17 protein-coding genes and 1 tRNA gene are annotated in these 18,488 nt (G+C 51.9%); 16 read left to right on the top strand and 2 right to left on the bottom strand.

Going from position 1 to position 18,488, the window contains the following annotated elements:
* Positions 1–370 (top strand): hypothetical protein (locus PKH29_09730; GenBank protein HNX15113.1); only part of this gene is annotated, 370 nt, incomplete at its 5' end.
* Positions 371–603: 233 nt separating this feature from the next.
* Here PKH29_09730 and PKH29_09725 read toward each other — a convergent pair.
* Complete coding sequence (locus tag PKH29_09725; GenBank protein HNX15112.1) at positions 604–1,896, bottom strand: class II aldolase/adducin family protein; 1,293 nt, start codon at positions 1,894–1,896, stop codon at positions 604–606.
* 282 nt (positions 1,897–2,178) lie between these two features.
* Here PKH29_09725 and PKH29_09720 point away from each other — a divergent pair, with 282 nt between their 5' ends.
* The 12 genes from PKH29_09720 (at position 2,179) to PKH29_09665 (ending at position 15,018) form a co-directional block, all read left to right on the top strand.
* Positions 2,179–3,822 carry a hypothetical protein gene (locus tag PKH29_09720; GenBank protein ID HNX15111.1) on the top strand — a complete coding sequence of 548 codons (1,644 nt, stop codon included), beginning with the start codon at positions 2,179–2,181 and terminating at the stop codon, positions 3,820–3,822.
* A 19-nt stretch (positions 3,823–3,841) separates the two neighbouring features.
* A complete protein-coding gene (locus PKH29_09715) occupies positions 3,842–5,404 on the top strand; it encodes a hypothetical protein (protein HNX15110.1) in 1,563 nt (520 codons plus the stop codon).
* A gap of 33 nt (positions 5,405–5,437) precedes the next feature.
* Positions 5,438–6,967, top strand: a complete 1,530-nt coding sequence (locus PKH29_09710) for a hypothetical protein (GenBank protein ID HNX15109.1) — start codon at positions 5,438–5,440, stop codon at positions 6,965–6,967.
* Between the two features lie 124 nt (positions 6,968–7,091).
* Entirely contained in the window at positions 7,092–7,586 is a 495-nt protein-coding gene (locus PKH29_09705) for a helix-turn-helix transcriptional regulator (protein ID HNX15108.1), read from the top strand.
* Positions 7,583–7,828: a hypothetical protein gene (locus PKH29_09700; GenBank protein ID HNX15107.1), complete on the top strand. Its 246-nt coding sequence runs from the start codon at positions 7,583–7,585 to the stop codon at positions 7,826–7,828. Before PKH29_09705 ends, PKH29_09700 begins: the two co-directional genes overlap by 4 nt.
* Before the next feature lie 158 nt (positions 7,829–7,986).
* The gene (locus tag PKH29_09695) at positions 7,987–8,367 is read left to right on the top strand and encodes a zinc ribbon domain-containing protein (protein HNX15106.1); all 381 of its coding nucleotides are present in this window, start codon (positions 7,987–7,989) and stop codon (positions 8,365–8,367) included.
* A 115-nt stretch (positions 8,368–8,482) separates the two neighbouring features.
* Positions 8,483–9,583 carry a DUF3810 domain-containing protein gene (locus PKH29_09690; protein ID HNX15105.1) on the top strand — a complete coding sequence of 367 codons (1,101 nt, stop codon included), beginning with the start codon at positions 8,483–8,485 and terminating at the stop codon, positions 9,581–9,583.
* 196 nt (positions 9,584–9,779) lie between these two features.
* The gene (fusA, locus tag PKH29_09685; protein ID HNX15104.1) at positions 9,780–11,870 is read left to right on the top strand and encodes an elongation factor G; all 2,091 of its coding nucleotides are present in this window, start codon (positions 9,780–9,782) and stop codon (positions 11,868–11,870) included.
* Positions 11,871–12,096: 226 nt separating this feature from the next.
* Positions 12,097–12,171, top strand: a tRNA-Gly gene (locus tag PKH29_09680).
* Positions 12,172–12,448: 277 nt separating this feature from the next.
* Positions 12,449–13,624 carry a lysophospholipid acyltransferase family protein gene (locus PKH29_09675; GenBank protein HNX15103.1) on the top strand — a complete coding sequence of 392 codons (1,176 nt, stop codon included), beginning with the start codon at positions 12,449–12,451 and terminating at the stop codon, positions 13,622–13,624.
* Between the two features lie 56 nt (positions 13,625–13,680).
* Entirely contained in the window at positions 13,681–14,439 is a 759-nt protein-coding gene (locus PKH29_09670; GenBank protein HNX15102.1) for a sugar phosphate isomerase/epimerase family protein, read from the top strand.
* Between the two features lie 96 nt (positions 14,440–14,535).
* Positions 14,536–15,018, top strand: a complete 483-nt coding sequence (locus PKH29_09665; GenBank protein HNX15101.1) for a GNAT family protein — start codon at positions 14,536–14,538, stop codon at positions 15,016–15,018.
* 21 nt (positions 15,019–15,039) lie between these two features.
* Here the strand turns inward: PKH29_09665 and PKH29_09660 are convergent, their stop codons facing one another.
* Positions 15,040–15,393, bottom strand: coding sequence for a metal-sensing transcriptional repressor (locus PKH29_09660; GenBank protein HNX15100.1), 354 nt, complete (start codon positions 15,391–15,393; stop codon positions 15,040–15,042).
* A 170-nt stretch (positions 15,394–15,563) separates the two neighbouring features.
* Here PKH29_09660 and PKH29_09655 point away from each other — a divergent pair, with 170 nt between their 5' ends.
* From PKH29_09655 to PKH29_09645, 3 genes are all read left to right on the top strand, one after another.
* On the top strand, positions 15,564–16,148 hold the full coding sequence (locus PKH29_09655) for a class I SAM-dependent methyltransferase (protein ID HNX15099.1): 585 nt from the start codon (positions 15,564–15,566) through the stop codon (positions 16,146–16,148).
* Positions 16,149–16,175: 27 nt separating this feature from the next.
* Positions 16,176–16,703: an ECF transporter S component gene (locus PKH29_09650; GenBank protein HNX15098.1), complete on the top strand. Its 528-nt coding sequence runs from the start codon at positions 16,176–16,178 to the stop codon at positions 16,701–16,703.
* 377 nt (positions 16,704–17,080) lie between these two features.
* Positions 17,081–18,442 (top strand): DEAD/DEAH box helicase, encoded by a 1,362-nt coding sequence (locus PKH29_09645; GenBank protein HNX15097.1) that lies wholly within the window; start codon positions 17,081–17,083, stop codon positions 18,440–18,442.
* The last annotated feature ends 46 nt before the right edge of the window (positions 18,443–18,488 follow it).

Raw genomic sequence — 18,488 nt, 5'->3', positions numbered from 1 at the left:
TGAACATCTTCAAACGCGCTTTATTTTTGGCGTCGGCGTCGGCACCGATATCGGCACCGACGCCGACGCCAAAAATAAAGCGCGTTTGAAGATGTTCAGCGATTCACTGGAAAACGGGTCGCTCGTCAAAATCCCACAGGAGTATCAAGTAATCCAATCGGCAGCTTACGACGCAAATTGGAATGAAGTTGCCACCAGATATTATGTAGATATTATTTTACACGCAATTGAACCCACATTTAAATTCGATAAAACGGTGCAGCAGCTTGTGGATGAATACAAAGCGGCCATGCTCGCCCTCGGCGGCAACCAAATGCTCGACGAGATGAACGCCGCCATCGGCAAGAAAACCGCGTATTACTACGGGTAACTCACCCCTCGCCTCCCTTGTTAAAGGGAGGGGGACCGTCGCAACGGTGGTGGGATTCACCTAACAAATTCTACCGTTCTAGATCATTTTGCCGACGGTCTTGATATATTTTTACCAAATCATCGGATTGAACTGCATAGAACGAATATTTGCGGGGCGTTATTTCTAACGCCCCGTAAAAAATGAAACGGTAATCAAATTGTAACCGATGATTGTTCTTTTTACCTCTTATTTTAATCGCACAGATGGAACGCCGTCTTGAGGTCTTCGACTTCTTTTTCGGTGATGTGGACGATCTTGCCGACTTCCTTCGAGGCGATGACCGAGGCAGCGGTGGTCTCGGCGACTTCGAGGCGGTCGAAGGCCTGCAGCAGGGTCGCGCCGGTCACGACGACACAGTCGTTTTGGAAGATCAGCGCCGGAACGCGGTTATTGAATTTCTTAGAGGTCTCTTCGGGCTTGCCGAAAATGCTCTCATAGGGTTCTTTTGCGATTTCGCGCAATAAAATATAGCTCTCGGGGATCGTGCGCGGGTCGAGCTTGGCGTCGGTCACGGCAAAGGCCATCACATGCATGGGGTGCGCAAGCAGCACGGCGTTGATGCCGGGGTTGTTCAAATAGACCTGCTCGTGGAATTTGACGGCTCTGGACGGGGTTTTCCCCTGCTCCTTCATGCCGTTTTTGATGCGCACAAGGTCTTCTTCCTGCAGATAAGCCCGGTCGCGCCCGAACGGCGTGATGATGAACGAGCCGTCCGAAAGCCGCACCGAATAGGTCCCGTGAGTGGCGCTGAACAGCCCCTGCCGATAAGAGCGCTTGATCAGCGTGATCATATCGCGGCGGGCGGCTTGTTCTTCGGGTGCGTGAGTATGGGGGATAAAATCGTCCATGGTCTCGTGGATCTTTGTATTGGTAATGGCGATATCTTCGGGCGTCAGCGACCGGGGCTTGCCGATCTTGTTTGCCAAAATCTCCAGATTCGCGCTGTATTCGAGGGTCTCGAATTTCATGAACGCTTCAAACAGGTCTTTCGCGCCGATGACGACGCCGTGGTTTTCGAGCAGGACGATGTCGGTTCCGTCTGAAAATTCTTTGGCGATGTTTTCACCCAGTTCCGCGCTCCCGGGCAAAGCATATTCCGCCATCGCGATTTGTCCGCAGGCCTTGCTGACCGATGGGATCAGAAAGAGATCGGGCAATTTTCGGACGATTGAAAAAGCCACCAGACCCGGCGGATGGGCGTGCAGCACCGCGTTGAGGTCGGGGCGTTTTTTATAGACCGACGCATGAAACGGCAGTTCCGACGAGGGCTTATGCGGGCCGACGCAATTTCCGTCGGGTTTGACGCAGATGATGTCGGAACGGGTCAGAGTCCCTTTATCGATTCCCGCGGGCGTGATCCAGATGTCGCCGTTTTCATCGCGGATCGACAGGTTTCCGCCCGAAGTCGTGGTCAGGCCGCGCTCATAAATGCGGCTCATGAACATCACGAGTTGATCCGCGGGATGCATATATTCAATCTTCATAAGTCATTTGACTCCTTTCGCCGAAAAGACAAGGCGCGAAAATGATCTCCGCGCTGATTCCATTATAGCGTTCAAAGACCTCTTTTTCAATCGTGAGAAGTCACGAAATATCCCCGCCGGCAACGCTTGAATGTGGTTGTTTTTACCCCTCACGCCGGGAATTCAACCGTTTGCGCACCGATTGGAATTCAAACAAATTCAAGTATATAATGACATCAGCGATTCACAGATTTCTCACAAATCAGAGGTATTATTTGGGAAACAGCACGGTGAGGTAGTAAAATGCGGATTTTGACGGACGAAAACATCTTCAAATCCTCTTATTTTAAAAACATCTGTCCCGGTTACGAGCAGTTTTTCGAACCCGAAAAGCTGTTTTCGCGGCTGACCGACGATCCCGCCGAGATCGGACGCCGACAAAACATCCTGCGCGACTTGCTCGGCAATCCGATGCTTTTTGAGGATCTTTGTTTTATCTCGGATGCGGTCATGCAGTTCAAGTCTTCGTTTGACGAGTTGCCGAATCACGATCTCGGCGATTTCCGGCTCAATCTCGAGTGCTTCAACGATGCCGACGGTGTGGTGGGATTGGTTGACCGCTTTTTAAAAACCGCCGAATATGCAAAACAATATCCCTGGCTGAACGGTTTCAGGGATAGCGTCCGGGAGATCGCGCAAAGACACAGCGCTCAAAAAATGATCGCCGCCTGGGAACAGGCGTTTGTTCCGGAAATTGTGATGCATGCCTGCGATTTCGGTTTTAATTTCGACGACGTTTTATGGCCGGTAAAATACAAACTGCTCGCCATGCGGGAGCAGGAATATTCGAGAAAAAATACGGCTTACCGGACAGAGCCGATAAAAATACCGCTGATCGACCGGATACAGGGGACCATGACCGCCGCCAGGTCCGGACAGCTCGCGCCTTTTTTATCCGACGGCAACGGACATCCGTTTCATCCCGGAACCCCCCTGAACGATGTGCAGACATTCGGGAAAGACGGTTTGGCGGAGAGGATGAAAATTGACAATGCCGCACATACGATGGATGCCGATATATCGAATTATGCCGATGAAAACAAATTCGGGGACGCTTTTTTGCTGAAGGTGGTCGGATGTGAATTGATGGAAGGTTATACGGTTTTCGACGCGCCCGGCCGCATCAAATATTTTGTCATGACCCTTGCTGCCGAACTCGAACCGCTCGTGACCGAATTCGTCCCGTATTTGTGCGCCGCGAAAACCGCGCTTTACTGGCATGAAAAAGAAATTCCCTATTGCATTCCCGCGTTCGGAAAGGTCGGCGAAATCAGCATCACGGGGCTGATTGACCCCTATGTCGCCCAAAATGAGGGCATCGGCGAAACCATCGAAAACAGTGTCTGCGTAAACAAAGAGATTGCCGTGGTGACCGGCGCGAACCGCGGCGGAAAGACCGCGTTTGTGACTTCGGTGACGTTATGTCAGATTTTATTCCAGCTCGGTTTCCCGGTTCCGGCTGTTGATGCCGAACTCGGCGTGTTTTCGGGCATCGTCTCGGTGTTCGCGGGCGAAGAACAAGGGCTGATCGGCATCGGACGGCTCGGCGAAGAACTCAAAAAGCTGGCCGACGGTCTTTTTGCCGCACAGACGGGAAATGTTTTCATCTGTTTCAACGAACCGCTGACCGGCACGTCGAGCCGGGACGGCGAACGCATTCTGGCCGAGGCGCTCTGTATGCTCAAAGAGGCCGGGGCAAGCGGCTTTGTCGTCACCCATCTGCTGGGGCTTGCGAAAACCCTTGACATCATCAATCAAGCGGGAGGAAGTCCGCTTGTCACGCTGACCGCTCAAACCGACGGCGACAGGCCGCTCTATAAAATCATCCCGGCGCCGCCCGCCGAATCCAGCCACGCGAAAGCTGTGGTCAAACGCTTTATTTCTTGATTGGGGAGGATCTCGGAACATGAAATTGTTTTTTGAGCAAAACCAGAATCCGGCTTGTTGGACCGGAAACGAACAGGATATGCACAATCTGCGCATCGACGCGCTGTTGTTCGACATCTGCGCCGGCAGCGAATATCCGATCGACGCGGGAGTTTTGTGCCGCTTTTTCACCGACGATGCCGGCGACCTCGCCGCGCGCCATCGGGTGATGGCTGACCTGCGCGGTGATCCGGAAGTGTTCGGGGCCTTCAAGGCGCTGCTTCACGGCATGCTTCAGCTTAAAAAGGCGTTTGAAAAAGGCAGGCACATCCTCGTCGATTTGCGTATGAAGCTTTGGGAATACCGCACGCTGCAGTTGTTTTCCTCGGTCACCGACGCCTTCTGCAATGCGCTCGCCGCGAAGAAACTCTGCCCGGAACTGACAGCGTTGATTGAGCGGTTCAAAGCGCTCAGGGCCGAGAGCAAATGCGATGAGCTTCTAAAGGCGGTCGAAGCCCTCGACACGAACTGGATGAGAGTGCGCAGCATGCGCATCGGCGTGAACATCCTTGAGCACCCGGATGTCGTGACCACCGCGGTCGTCTTCGCAGAACACCGGGACGTCCCCTATTCCCCCTATTCGGTCTTTGACAAAGAGGGACTTGATGCGGGTGACGCGGGGCTTTCGCGCGAGAAAAAATTCAGTTTCGGAAAATACGACACCTTCTTTGAGCGCGCCATCCTGCGGGATTTTAAAATCCGGTATAAAAAACAGATCGCTGCCTTTGAGTCGGCGATGGAGACGCCCCATGATATCGAAATAATATGGCGGTTCGCCCTCTGCGCCGACAGCGCGGCCTTTTTGCTCGCGGGAATCGAGTTTGAACGGCGGCTCGCGGCGAACGGCTTTTGGCATGCGACACCGCAATTTGCCGATCATTTCAACGCGAAGCGGCTCTATTCGGCCGCGCTCGCGCTCGGTTCTCCCGACCCGGTCATCGACAACGACGTCGAACTCGGCAAGAAATTCTATGTGCTGACCGGCGCCAACCACTCGGGCAAGACCGAGCTGTTATTGTGCATTTCCCAGGCGCAGTTTTTGGGTCAGCTCGGCTGGAACGTCCCCGCGAAGGAAATCACGCTTTGCGCGGTTCCCGCGATTTTGACCCTGTTTTCGGCGGGTGAGGACAAGAACACCGAGCTCTCGCGCATGGAGCTCGAGGCCAAACGCTTTGCCGAGATCATGGGGCAGATGAAACCCGGCACTTTCGTGCTGCTCAACGAGCCGATGACCTCGACCAACCCCGACGAAGGCGCGGAAATCTGCCGCGATATGATTGAAAAAATCACGGCAGCGGGCGGAAGCGGCATCATGGTGACTCATCTTTATGAACTGTTTTCGCTGCTCGGCGGCGATTACGGCAGCTTATCCATGCAGAGCATCCCACAGCCCGACGGCGGCGCGGTTCATACCTTCAAAGTGCTTGCCGAAGCGCCAAAATGCGAGAGTTATGCCGTGGAACTTGCGCACAGCGCCGGTATCCGGTATAAAGACGCCGATTTCATCCGGGCGCTAGGAGAAAAACTCGCACAAAAGGCCTGAACGGATCCGTCCGGCGAAAGGAGGATAATTGCGATGAACGAATTCCTATGGGGCGGCCGCGCGCCGCGGCGTACTGTGTTGTTCGGGTTGCAACAGCTGCCGTTTTCGGAATTTTATAATCTCTTATTCAAGCGCGGTACCGGGGGGCTTCTCACCGATGCGATGCTCGCGGAACTCGTCAGCGCCGATCCCGAGGTCATCCGCGCCCGGCAGGAACTTCTTTCGGAACTTTACGAAAATAAACGGATCGCCGAATGCTTCAGGCGGTTCGCCGATGAATACATCGGCTGGCGGGAGTATGCCGGAAACCGGTTTGACGATAACGGCGACGCAATCGCCAATATCGATCCCTGCGGACACGTCACCGCCGTTTTGAATACGATCGGCGATTTCGCGCATGTCCTTCAGAACGCGAAAAGCGCGATTGCGCGCGAACTGAAAACACAGATTGAAACCTTGCGCGCCGACCTCTCGCTTGACAGGTTCGGGGAAAAGTGGAAGAAGATCTGGTTTGACATTCTTGACGCCAGGGGTTATGCCGTCGGGCTCAATTTTGACGAGGACCTGCTTCCGGCCGGATGTAAGCTGCTTTCGGTTGATCAAAAACCGATTCCGGAGCCGAAAAAATCCTTGAAAAGATTTTTTCTGCGCGACGGCTTTTATAAGATCATGGTCGGGCGGCGGCAGTATTGGGTGCTCACGGCGATGAAAGAAAATAAGGATTTCATGGATTTCGTCGCCGCATTTCCGGGGGGATTCCGGGTCGTCCTCAATGACACAAGCGCGGATCTGCATGCCGACGTCAAAAATTTCATACGCCGCGTTCTCGCCGTTTTGGCGCCGTATGCGGCGGGCGCGGTGTTCTGTCTCGCCGGTTTGAATTTAATAGAACAATGGGAAAAAGCCGGTATCGGCTGGTGTTTTGCCGCGGAAAAAGCCGGCGCGTTTGAGACGCGGGGACTCTTTGACCTGTTTTTGCTCGAAAAGATCGGAAAGGCCGCAGTCCCGAACGACCTGACCCTGAACGGGGAGATCGGGATTGTCACCGGCGCAAACGCGGGCGGAAAGACCCGGTATCTGGTCTCGGTTCTGACCGCTCAGCTTTTATATCAGCTCGGATTTCCCGTGCCGGCAAAATCAGCTTTGATCGGCGCAGCCGATTCGATTAGCGCGGTTTTTGCCGACGAGGAGAGCGGAAAGATCGGCACAGGACGGCTCGGAGAGGAACTTTTACGCCTTGCCGGCGCAATCGGGCCCGTCAAGTCCGGAAACGGATTTTTCGCCTTCAACGAGGCGCTGACCGGCACCTCCGGCCGGGACGCGGCCGAGATCATGGGCGAGACCCTCTGTTCCCTGATGAATGCCGGCGCGCGGGGCCTGGTCGTCACCCATTTGCTGAAGTTAGCCGCTCATTCGGCGGACTTCAACGAAAATATCGAGGGCAGCCGGCTGATTCCGCTGACCGCTCAGGTCGGGGAAGATTTGCAGCCGACTTATAAGATCATTCCCGCCCCTTCCGCCCAAACCAGCTATGCAAAAAACCGTTTTACAACCGTCGGTTGACCTTATTTCTACTTTTGCGTTATAATATCAACGGACGGTCGCTGTAAATTCCGTCAAAAAGGCCGTATCATTTTCCTGTAAAACACGCGCAGTCAAGCGTGTGTGATTTGAAAGGAATGATAGAATGGAAACACTGGGCAACCGCATCGCGCGTCTGCGCAAACGCAAGGAAATCACACAGGACGAACTCGCCGAATATATGGGCATCTCCCCTCAGGCGGTCAGCAAATGGGAAAACGACATCACCTGCCCCGACATCACCGCGCTTCCGAAACTGGCCGATTATTTTAACGTCACGGTCGATGAACTGCTGCGCGGGGAATCGCAGGATAAGGTCAAAGTCGTTGCGAAAAACGAACGGGGCGACCCCTCCGGTGCCGTCTTTCGTCTTAAGGTGCTTACCACCAAAGGGGATAAAGTAAACATCAATCTGCCTCTGATGTTGTTAAAATCAGCCACCGATTCGGGAATGGACTTGGGATCGATCACCGGAAAAAGCTGGTTGGGACAAATTGATCTCGGAAATATCGTCTCCGCCGCCGAAAGCGGAATCCTCGGAAAATTCCTGGAAGTTGAATCAGCTGACGGCGATATTGTCGAGGGCTGGATCGAATTATGAAAATCAAAATCAACGCTAAAGATGAAGGCCACAGAGTGCATCTGTCATTTTGGGTGCCGACGGGACTCGCGGGACTGCCCGGTATCTGCAATTTACTGGCGGAAAAGACCCCCGGGAAATTGTCTCCTCAGCAGCTGAGGGCACTGATCAGAGCAGTCAAGGAGACCCGAAAAAAATTCGGCCCGATGACCATCGTGGACGTCGAAAGCGCCGGCGGGGACATCGTCAAGATTTCAATTTGAATGATGTACGGTAACCTTTACCGCTTGAAGAGGTCAAGATTTCGATTTAACGAAAAACGGAGAGTGATGAACCGCTTTCCGTTTTTCTTTCCCGGGATTTTCTCATTTTTCAGGGAAAAGATGTTATACTAAATCCATCATCGCATTCGGAGCGCGTTATGTTTCTGATATTCGGCGTCAGCCAAAATGAAAAACAATTGAATTTCAGACAGCGGGTCATCTGCAAATGCTGCGGACAATTCGGGCTTGTCACCGTATGGATGCGATATACTTATTTCACACTGTTTTTCATCCCCTTTTTCAAATGGGATAAACACTATTACGCCGGAATGTCCTGCTGCGCGAAGACCTGTGAGATCAGCCCCGAACTCGGCCGCGCCGTCGAAACCGGAAAAGTCACCGAACTGAACCTCGATGACTTAAAGTTTGACTGCAGGCAATCGGATGAGCCCCCTGTTCACCGATGCCCGAACTGCGGCTATATGACCGGTGAAATTTTCGAATCCTGCCCGAAATGCGGGAAGCCGTTTCCGCGGTAATCTTTTTCAGTTTTTTCACACACATTATTAACGGACTGCCTGCTTTTTCAAATTGACTTTCCTATCTCAGAATGGTAGAATATTGTCAGATTTTAAAGAAAGGGCGGAAAAAGCGATGGCGAATATCGGCGATAAGGCAAAATCTTACAACGGCATTTTCCGGGATCTGATGACCGTGATTGTTTTTGGCTTTCTGACGGCTGTTTTGATCTGGGTCGGCAAAAGCAATCCGGATTTTATCGCCGGCACTTATTTGCCGTATTCGCGGGCGGCGGAGAACATCCTCTCAAAAATAACCGGTTTTTTTTCGTTTTCCGCAGCGGAGATTCTCATCTATATCGTTGCCCTCGGCCTTGCGGTCTCTGTGATCCGGCTGATTTTCCGTTTGATTGCCGGCCCGAGACGCATCTACGGCCTGATCAAATTTGTCACCGGCTGGGCGGTTGCCGCAGCGGTGCTCATATTTTCGTTCTATGTGCTGTGGGGGCTTAATTACTACGCTCCGCCGCTCTCTCAAAGCCTCGGTTTAAACGTCAAAAACCGAAGCAGTCAGGAGCTTTATGAACTCTGTACATATCTTGCCGATAACGCCGACAAACTGGCTGCGCAGGTCGAACGGGATTCCGACGGCAAAATTCCCGATATCAACTTCACAAAAACAGCCGACCGGGTCGCAAAAGACTTTTCTGCGGTGACCGGCCGCAAAGAGACGCCCGCAAAATATATCCTCGCCTCAAAGCCCTTTTCCTATACCCAGATCACCGGCGTCTTCACTTTTATCACAGGCGAGAGCAACGTCAACAGCAACAGCACTTCCGCGGCACTGCCCTTTACGATGGCGCACGAAATGTCTCACCGGTACGGCATCGCGCCCGAGGACGAAGCCAACTTTTTCGCATTTTACGTCACCCGTGATTCCGGGGACCCGCTGGTGAAATACAGCGGCTATATGATGGCACTGACCTACAGTCAGAATAAGCTCTTTTCGAGCAGCAAAACTTTATACCGTAAATTGTACGGAACCTACGGCGATCTGCTCATTGCCGATCTCGACCAATACGCACGGCACTGGGATCAATATGAGGGCAAAGTCGCGGAAAAAGCGACAACCGTCAATAATACTTATCTTCAGGCGCAGGGTCAGGAAGACGGCGTCAAGAGCTACGGACGGATGGTGGATCTGCTTCTGGCGTGGTACGAAACCGCAAAAGACTGACGCAAATTTGTGAAATTAAATAAAAAACATCTTGTTTTTGCGTGTATTTTATATTATAATGAAATTCGCGTGCATAAAAGCGCCCCGAACTGCGGTCCGCGCTTTTTTAAAAAAGGTGCGAAACGCACTTTTTACAAAGTGCGTTTTAGCACTTTTTTTATTGTAAACATGATTTTTAAGGAGTGGCAAGAATTCGATGAAAAACTACGAATGCAAGGACATCAGGAACGTCTGCCTGATGGGCCACGGCGGAAGCGGCAAAACGTCTTTAGTTGAAGCGATGCTCTTTTTATCCGGCGGCACCGACCGTATGGGCAAAGTCGCGGACGGCAATACCGTCAGCGATTATGACCCCGAAGAGATTCGCAGGAAGATCTCCATTTCCACCACCGTCCTTCCGGTCGAATGGAAAAATATCAAAATCAACGTTATCGACACGCCGGGGTATTTCGATTTCGCCGGCGAGGTCATTCAGGGAATCAACGGCGCCGACAGCGCCATGATCGTGCTCTCGGCCAAGGACGGCGTCGAAGTCGGCGTCGAAAAAGCTTTTCGTTATGCTAAGAACCGCAGCCTGCCGACAGCCTTTTTCATCTCCAAGCTCGATGAGGAAAACGCCGATTTCCACGGCACCTTCGACGAACTCCGCAATCAGTTCGGCAACGGCGTCTGCCCGCTTTTCATCCCGGTCGAGGACGGCGGCAAACGCGGCTACGTCGACATCGCACGCGGCAAATACAAGACCTATGACAAATCAGGCAAAGAGACCGTCGCCGACCTTCCGGCTACGCTCTCGGGCAGAGTCACCGAACTGACCGAGATGATGCGTGAAGCCATTTGCGAAGAGAGCGATGCCCTGATGGATAAATTCTTCGGCGGCGAACCCTTCACCGAACAGGAGACCCTCGACGCGCTGCGCAAAGGCGTCTCCGAACGCAAGGTCTTCCCGGTCGTCTGCGGCTCGGCCTATCAGCTCGAAGCGATTGCCGGTCTGATGGACAGCATCGGCGACTATATGCCCGCCCCCGGCGCATGCGGTCCCGAAACCGCGCTCGACGACAACGACAACGAAATCAAAATCGCCTACGACCCCGCCGCTCCGACCTGTTCCTATGTCTTCAAGACGATTGCCGACCCGTTTGTCGGCAAACTGTCTTTCTTTAAAATCATCGCCGGCTCGATGAAGGTCAACTGCACTCTGATCAACAGCACCAACGGCTCTTCCGAGCGCATCGGCCACATCATGCTGGTCAAGGGCAAAAAGAGCACCGAAATCGAGGGCGCCGGCACCGGAGACATCGTCGCGGTCACAAGAGTCGCATCCGCAAATACCGGCGACACTTTCTGCGACGCAAGCCGTAAAGTTAAATTCCCGCCGATGAAGTTCCCGGCCCCCACCCTTTCCAAAGCGGTTGTCGCCGCCGACAAAGGCAGCGAAGAAAAGGTTTCTTCCGGCCTGATCAAGCTCAAGGATGAGGATCCGACTTTCACCTTCGTCGTCAATTCGGAGACCAAACAACAAATCCTTTCCGGTTTGGGCGAGAGCCATCTGGACGTGCTCGCTTCCAAACTCAAGGCCAAATTCGGCGTCGGCATCGAACTGATCGATCCGAAAGTACCCTACCGCGAAACCATCCGCGGTCGCTCGGAAGCCGAAGGCAAACATAAGAAACAATCCGGTGGTTCCGGCCAGTTCGGCGTCGTCAATATGCGCTTTGAACCGCTCACAACCGGCGAGGAATTCGAATTTGTCAACGCCACGGTCGGCGGTTCTGTCCCGAAGGAATTCATCCCTGCCGTTCTGAAAGGCGCAAAAGAAGCCATTTTAAAAGGCGTGCTCGCCGGATTCCCGCTCATCGGCGTGAAAGCCATCCTGTTCGACGGAAAATCGCACCCGGTCGACTCCAAAGAAATCGCCTTCGTCTCGGCAGCCAAACTGGCGTTTAAAACGGGTATCCCGCAGGCCAAACCCGTATTGCTCGAACCGGTCGGCCGTCTGTCGGTCATGGTCCCCGAAGCCAACGTCGGCGACGTCATGGGCGACATCAACAAGCGCCGCGGCAGAATGCTCGGTATGGGCCCGGCGGAAGACGAACCCGGTTACACCAAAGTCGAAGCCGATATTCCGATGGCCGAAATGAACGATTATTCCATTTCGGTGCGCGCCATGACCAAGGCAAGAGGCAGCTTCACCTTCACGTTCGACCGTTACGAAGAAGCCCCCGCCAACGTCGCGCAGCAGGTCATCGCGCAGTATAAACACGAAGACGAAGAAGAAGACGAATAATTTAAAGTTTCATAAACAACTCAAGGGGCGCTCAAAAAGGGCGCCCCTTGGGTTTACGCCGCGGAGGAGCGGCCAGACGATCAACCTTCGTCTGTCCATATTCTACCATGTTACATTTACCTTGTAAACCAATGTAAATTGTATTTAATTAACATTATCACGTATTTTTTCAATTTTTTAAACATTGACAAAACGGCAAAGGTATGATACGATGTTTTTTGCTTTCGCGGGAATAGTTCAGCGGTAGAGCGTCTGCTTCCCAAGCAGAATGTCGCGGGTTCGATCCCCGTTTCCCGCTCCAGAAAAAACACGCTGTCGCGTGTTTTTTTATTGGTTCTGCGTATATTACATCCGAAGAAAAGGTCTTTTATTGCATTCATATGACAGATTACAGGAAATTTCGTTGATTTTTATGAATTCCCGTATTATAATATGCATATTCTGAAGCATCTGCATAGCCACTTTACATAAATCTCACGAAGAATTTTCAGAACTTTTCGAAAAGGCCGGTACGGCGTTAAACCGCGTAAACGCATCGGTTACCCGACTTTCAAAATAATCGAAGCAAGGTAAACCATATGAAATTGACCGAAAACGCCATCAAAAGACACCGCCGGCTGTTTGAATTTTCGCGGCGGCTGGTCGGCAGAAGATTCATGAAAAATTTCGCTTTTTCTTTTCTGACGCATCAGGAACTCCCGGTGCCTTTTGTCGCGGTTGCCAATCACAACTGCGACATGGACCCGTTTTTGATGGGCATCACAATGCCGCAGATGTATTATGTCGCGAGTGAACACATCTTCAGACACCCGCTTTTCGCTGCGGCGCTTGAATATGTCTACAGCCCGATCGCCCGGAGAAAGGGTTCCGTCGACGCTTCTACCGTGCTGGAGATGCGACGCCGGCTGAAACAGGGCTGCAGCATCGGCATTTTTCCGGAAGGCAATAAATCGCTCGACGGGCGCACAGGCCCGTTATACGAAAACACCGGAAAGTTGATTCGCGCCCTCGGCGCTCCGCTTGTCACCTATCGGCTCACCGGCGGTTTTCTGACCACGCCGCGGTGGGCATTCACGAAGAGAATCGGCAGAATGACCGGCAAAGTCGTGAACGTGTATTCGCCGGAACGATTAAAACAAATGACCGATGCCGAGGTCTCCGCGGCCATTTCTTCAGACATTTACGTCGACGCCTATGCCGATCAGGAGGCCGAAAAAGTCGCGTACAAGGGAAAGAAATTGGCCGAGGGGCTTGAAACAGCGCTGTTTTACTGCCCCGTTTGCGAAAAAATCGGCCGGATGACTTCAAAAAACGAAACGATTGCCTGCGAATGCGGCATGCATGCCGAATACGACGAATTCGGGTATTTTTCGGGTCCGCCGGAAGTTCCGAAAACGTTCACCGAATGGTATCATCTCCAGCTACGGGAGTTGGAAAAAAGATCAAATGCTCTGCCGGACCGGATTGACATGAAATTCAGCTTTGTGAAATTATACCGCGTCGGCGGAAAGCACAGCCGTTTTGCCTTGGCGAGGGGACAATTCAACTTCAACAAAGAGGGTTTAAGTATCTATAAAGGGGATCAAATTCAATATAACGCTCCGCTATCGGCGATCACCTCGATGGAGATGCACGGGCGCAACACCCTGGTTTTTACCGCCGGCGGTATCTATTACGAGATCAAGGCCGAAAAAAGGTTCAACGCCCGCCTTCCTCTTTATCTGTATTCTTTGTATAAACGGGAAAATCAGTAATCCTTATCAGATTCATCTTTCCGTAAAAAACAAAAACAAGGAAACGAGGATAACGCATGAAATTCGGAATCTGCACTTCGCCGGAATACAGTGCCGCGGTAAAAAGCGCCGGTTTTGATTATCTTGAACCGGCTCTCGTCTCAATCGCGGCGATGGATGAATCCGAGCTCGGGCGTTGTAAAGCCGCTTTAGCGGTTCCGGCGTTTTCGTTCAATAATTTTTTTGACCGGGACAAACATCGGCTGGTCGGCGAAAGCGTCGACTGCGCCTTGCTCGAAGAGTACATCCGCAACGCTCTGAAAAACGCAGCAAAACTCGGCTGTAAAACCGCGGTTTTGGGCAGCGGCTTCAGCCGCACGGTGCCCGACGGTTACGACCGCGCAAAAGCGCTGTCGCAATTCAGGCAAGTTGTCATTCTCGCCGGAAAAATCGCGGCGGAATACGGAATCACCGTCGCCGTCGAACCGCTCAACCATAACGAAACCAATCTGCTCAGCACCTTTTCCGAGACCGCGGAATTCGTGCGTGCAGTCGGAATGGACAACGTCGGCGTGACGGCTGATTTTTACCACATTGCGCAAACCGGCGAGGGTTTGGACGGGCTTTATCAAAACGCCGGACTGCTGCGCCATGTCCACATCTGCCACCCCGGGACCCGAATGATGCCCAAGCCCGGCGACGGATTTGATTACAATGAATTTAAAACGATATTTGATAGAATCGGCTATGACGGGCTTGTCTCGGTTGAAGGGCGTGCCCAAAACCCGGAACAGGATATCCCTCTTTGCGTGAAAGCCCTTTCGTGCCTGATGTGAAACGCGGGTTTGATGTAAGAAGGAGTGCATATGATGTCCGACATCCCAACCCTCACAAGCGGCAATATCTCACTCAGGTAAATTCGTAAGAGCGATATCGACGACCGTTTTGTCCTCGGAAGACACCACGAATTTGTCCATATGTGCGGCGGAGAATCCATGACCGCTCCGGATTTCCCCGAACGCTCTTTTTGGGAGGACTGGTATGTCCGCCAAATTGATAAAGACTACTCATGGATTATCGACATCGGTGGCAAATGCGTCGGCGCTGCCAGATTCAGTCATGTTTCCCCGGCGGACAGGTGCGCGACTTATTCCATCGGTATCTTTGACCCGAATCTCCACGCAAAAGGAATCGGCACCACGGTCACCGGATTGTTGTTAAAGTACGGCTTTGAGACACTGCATTTTCACAGAATCGATCTGAAAGTGCTCGAATATAACTTGCGAGGAATTCGCTGTTATGAAAAGTGGGGATTTAAAAAAGAAGGTATTCTGCGCGACAGCGCCTTTATCGACGGGCGGTTTTATTCCGATATTTTAATGAGCGTTTTGGAAGATGAATATGCAGCGGATTGAAGGTCCAAGGTGATACCGGTTTTATTTTTTGATCAACATTTCAATCGCCTTGTCCAATTCGTCGATCGCCTGCACATCGCCTGTTTTTACCGCGTCCACAATGCAGTGGTCGAGGTGATCCTTCAAAATTACTTCACAGACGCCGTTAATCGCGGAGCGGACCGCTGCAAGCTGTATCAATACTTCCGCGCAGTCCTGCCCCCGCTCTACCATTCCGCGCACCGAGGTCAAATGGCCGATGGCGCGGGACAGCCGGTTCAAAACAGCTTTGGTATTCGTATGGGTATGGCCGTGTGTGAGGGGAGAAAGCCCGTCATGCGCAAGTCCGGGATTTTGCGGACTGTTTATCGGGTTGTGATTATTCTGTTCGTTCATTCTTAACACCGCCGAAAAAATATATCGTTCAACTTTTCCATTATAACACATCATAAGCAAAACACATCCCCTCGGGGGGCTTGTGCGGCCGAATGATGTGTTTTATTCTGTATGAGTACATCATTTTTATGAAACGATGTTATTAAATGATGACGGATGGGGTTGAAATAATGAATCAAGACATGGAGGCCTTTTTTGATCAATTGGCGCCGAACTGGGATCCCGCTCCCGACAAATATGAATTGAGAGAAGAACTGGCAGCCCGAATGAACATTTCGCCGAACAGTGTGATTGCCGATATCGGCTGCGGGACGGGCGTGATGTTTGAACATCTTTTAAAAACCGATCCCGCAAAGATCATCGCGGTGGACATTTCCGGCGAAATGCTGCGGTCGGCGAAAGCGCGTTTCGGCGACAGCCGCATTGAATATATCCATGACAATTTTTTGAACGCGGCGCTTCCGCTGTCGGATGCGGTCATCTTTTTCAATTCGTATCCTCATTTTCAGGATAAATCGGCAGTGGCGAAAAAAGCGGCGCAGGTGCTGAAAATCGGCGGCGCGCTGATCATCGCGCACAGTATGAGCAAATCGGAAATCAACAACCGCCATAAAGGCGAAAGCGTATCGAAATTATCGGTCACTTTGGAAAGTGCGGAGGTTGAAGCGGATAAGTTTAAACCTTTTTTCACCCTTGATTCCTTGATTGACAACGAACGGATGTATTTTATAAAAATGGTAAGAGTAAAAATATAAGGTTTTAATTTTATGGAGGTTCTTTTGATGCGCAACACCAAAAAATTAGTTCTCGCGGCTCTGTTTGTCGCGCTCGGCATTGTTCTTCCCATTGCGTTCCATTCGATTCCCGATTCCGGCCGGATATTTTTGCCGATGCACATTCCGGTATTGCTGTGCGGTCTTGTCTGCGGATTTCCTTACGGTTTGGCCTGCGGGATCGTCGTCCCGGTTTTATCGAGTTTACTGACCGGAATGCCGCCGGCTGCGATTTTACCGTCCATGCTTTTTGAGCTTGCGGCATACGGCACGGCTGCGTCTTTGCTGATGCGTTTTACCCCTTTGAAAAATACGACGGCAAGAATCTATATTTCGCTGATCGGCGCCATGATCTCCGGCAGAATCTTATTCGGTATTTTAAACGCGTTGATTTTTAACGCGGGCAAATACTCCATGACCGCTTGGCTGGCTTCCGCCTTTGTCACCGCTCTGCCCGGCATCGTGATTCAAATCGTTTTTATCCCCGCCATCGCAGTTATTTTGCAAAAAGCAAAATTAATCGAACTGAAGCAATGACACAAACGGGGCGGGTCCACGTTTATTCCGCCGATAGTCGCACATAAAAAACAGCTCTTTTTAAAAAGAGTGTGTTTTTATGCTTTTCACTTCATAAATACCGCGATATATTCTTACATTTGCGCCGATCGCTTGATTCTGGGAATTTGTGTTCACAGATGGCATTCGTCCGGTTGTTTTGTATCCGTTTTACTGCGGCTTGAATAGTTTTCCGATCTGTGCTATACTATAAAAGCAGCGTATTATGGGTTGTTTATGTCAGCCCCTTTACTTCATAATCGTTCATATATCGCTTGATTGAATACGCATACGCGTTTTTGATACCAAATCAGCCCGTGTTAAAAAGTAAAGGAATTTAAATTAGAAAGAGATATTTCATGTCATTTACCCAATTGCAGCTCTGCCTCCAGATTTTGAAAGCGTTGGAGGAGCAGGGTTATGAAGCCCCGTCGCAAATTCAGGAAAAGGCCATTCCGGAGGTGCTCTCCGGCCGCGATATCCTGGGATGCGCGCAAACCGGAAGCGGAAAAACCGCCGCTTTCGCCCTCCCGATTCTCCAACTGCTGTGGAATCGTTACGGCAGCGCCAACGACCATTCGAAAATCAGAACCCTGATTTTAACCCCGACGAGAGAACTCGCCATCCAGATCTATGACAACTTCAAGGCCTACGGGCGCCACCTGTCGCTTCACTGCGGCGTTGTCGTCGGCGGCGTCAGTCAAAAGCAGCAGGAAGCAGTGCTTGCAAGAGGCGTCGATATTTTGATCGCCACGCCCGGACGGCTGTGCGATTTGATGGATCAGGGCATTGTCAGCTTGAATTCCGTCGAGATTTTTGTGCTCGACGAAGCCGATCGCATGCTTGATATGGGCTTTATCCACGACGTCCGGAAAATCTCGGCGAAGCTGAGAAACGAACGCCAAACCTTGATGTTTTCCGCCACGATGCCCGCCGAAGTCGTCAAACTGGTGCAGTCCCTTCTCAAGGACTATGTGCGCATCGATATCTCACCCGAGACCCGGACCGTCGAGACCATCGAACAGCGGCTCTATTACGTTGACACGGCTCATAAAAAAGATTTGCTGCTCGACATTCTCGCTGATGAAAACATCCGGCAGGCGCTGGTATTCACCCGCACCAAGCACGGCGCGGATCTGCTCACCAAACAGCTCGTCAAAGACGGCGTATCGGCGCTCGCCATCCACGGCAACAAGTCGCAGGGCGCGCGCCAGAACGCGCTCAAGAGCTTTAAAGACGGCTCGGTGAGGATGCTGATCGCGACCGAGATCGCGGCGCGCGGCATTGACATCAAGGAGCTGCCGTATGTGTTTAACTACAATATCCCCGAAGAGGCCGAGATGTATATCCACCGCATCGGGCGCACCGGCAGAGCCGGACTCGGCGGCATCGCCATCTCATTTTGCAATTATGAGGAACTTCCGCTTGTCCAACAGACCGAAAAGCTGCTCGGCAAGGGTATTCCGGTCGCCGCGAATCCTAAGTATCCGCTGACCGACATGACGGTACACAAAAAGGGAGGCCGCTCCGGCAGCCCGCGCAATTCGACGATCAATACATCGAGCATCGGCCGCGTGAATGTGAAAAGCGTTACCGAGAAACGTTCCTCCTCAAAACCGGAAGAAGTGATCGCTAAAAACAATTCTCTCGCCGGTGCTTCCGCACCGAACGCGCACCGATATAATCACTCCAGAGTCCGTTCATACGGAAAGAGAAGATAAAACCGTTTGCTTACTCATCCTGTGTTTCCGTGGAAAGAGAAGATAA

The sequence above is a fragment of the Oscillospiraceae bacterium genome, from assembly GCA_035353335.1.
Lineage (GTDB): Bacteria > Bacillota > Clostridia > Oscillospirales > JAKOTC01 > DAOPZJ01.
The sequence above is the reverse complement of the archived record's forward strand: the minus strand, read 5'-3'. Positions and strand labels throughout refer to the sequence as shown.

What these genes read in the sequence shown, in the direction of transcription:
- PKH29_09725 (HNX15112.1), bottom strand. Translation starts at nt 1,896, where the DNA reads ATGAAGATTGAATATATGCATCCCGCGGATCAACTCGTGATGTTCATG.
- PKH29_09675 (HNX15103.1), top strand. Translation starts at nt 12,449, where the DNA reads ATGAAATTGACCGAAAACGCCATCAAAAGACACCGCCGGCTGTTTGAA.
- PKH29_09710 (HNX15109.1), top strand. Translation starts at nt 5,438, where the DNA reads ATGAACGAATTCCTATGGGGCGGCCGCGCGCCGCGGCGTACTGTGTTG.
- PKH29_09650 (HNX15098.1), top strand. Translation starts at nt 16,176, where the DNA reads ATGCGCAACACCAAAAAATTAGTTCTCGCGGCTCTGTTTGTCGCGCTC.
- PKH29_09655 (HNX15099.1), top strand. Translation starts at nt 15,564, where the DNA reads ATGAATCAAGACATGGAGGCCTTTTTTGATCAATTGGCGCCGAACTGG.
- PKH29_09700 (HNX15107.1), top strand. Translation starts at nt 7,583, where the DNA reads ATGAAAATCAAAATCAACGCTAAAGATGAAGGCCACAGAGTGCATCTG.
- PKH29_09690 (HNX15105.1), top strand. Translation starts at nt 8,483, where the DNA reads ATGGCGAATATCGGCGATAAGGCAAAATCTTACAACGGCATTTTCCGG.
- PKH29_09660 (HNX15100.1), bottom strand. Translation starts at nt 15,393, where the DNA reads ATGAACGAACAGAATAATCACAACCCGATAAACAGTCCGCAAAATCCC.
- PKH29_09670 (HNX15102.1), top strand. Translation starts at nt 13,681, where the DNA reads ATGAAATTCGGAATCTGCACTTCGCCGGAATACAGTGCCGCGGTAAAA.
- PKH29_09720 (HNX15111.1), top strand. Translation starts at nt 2,179, where the DNA reads ATGCGGATTTTGACGGACGAAAACATCTTCAAATCCTCTTATTTTAAA.
- PKH29_09645 (HNX15097.1), top strand. Translation starts at nt 17,081, where the DNA reads ATGTCATTTACCCAATTGCAGCTCTGCCTCCAGATTTTGAAAGCGTTG.
- PKH29_09695 (HNX15106.1), top strand. Translation starts at nt 7,987, where the DNA reads ATGTTTCTGATATTCGGCGTCAGCCAAAATGAAAAACAATTGAATTTC.
- PKH29_09705 (HNX15108.1), top strand. Translation starts at nt 7,092, where the DNA reads ATGGAAACACTGGGCAACCGCATCGCGCGTCTGCGCAAACGCAAGGAA.
- fusA (HNX15104.1), top strand. Translation starts at nt 9,780, where the DNA reads ATGAAAAACTACGAATGCAAGGACATCAGGAACGTCTGCCTGATGGGC.
- PKH29_09715 (HNX15110.1), top strand. Translation starts at nt 3,842, where the DNA reads ATGAAATTGTTTTTTGAGCAAAACCAGAATCCGGCTTGTTGGACCGGA.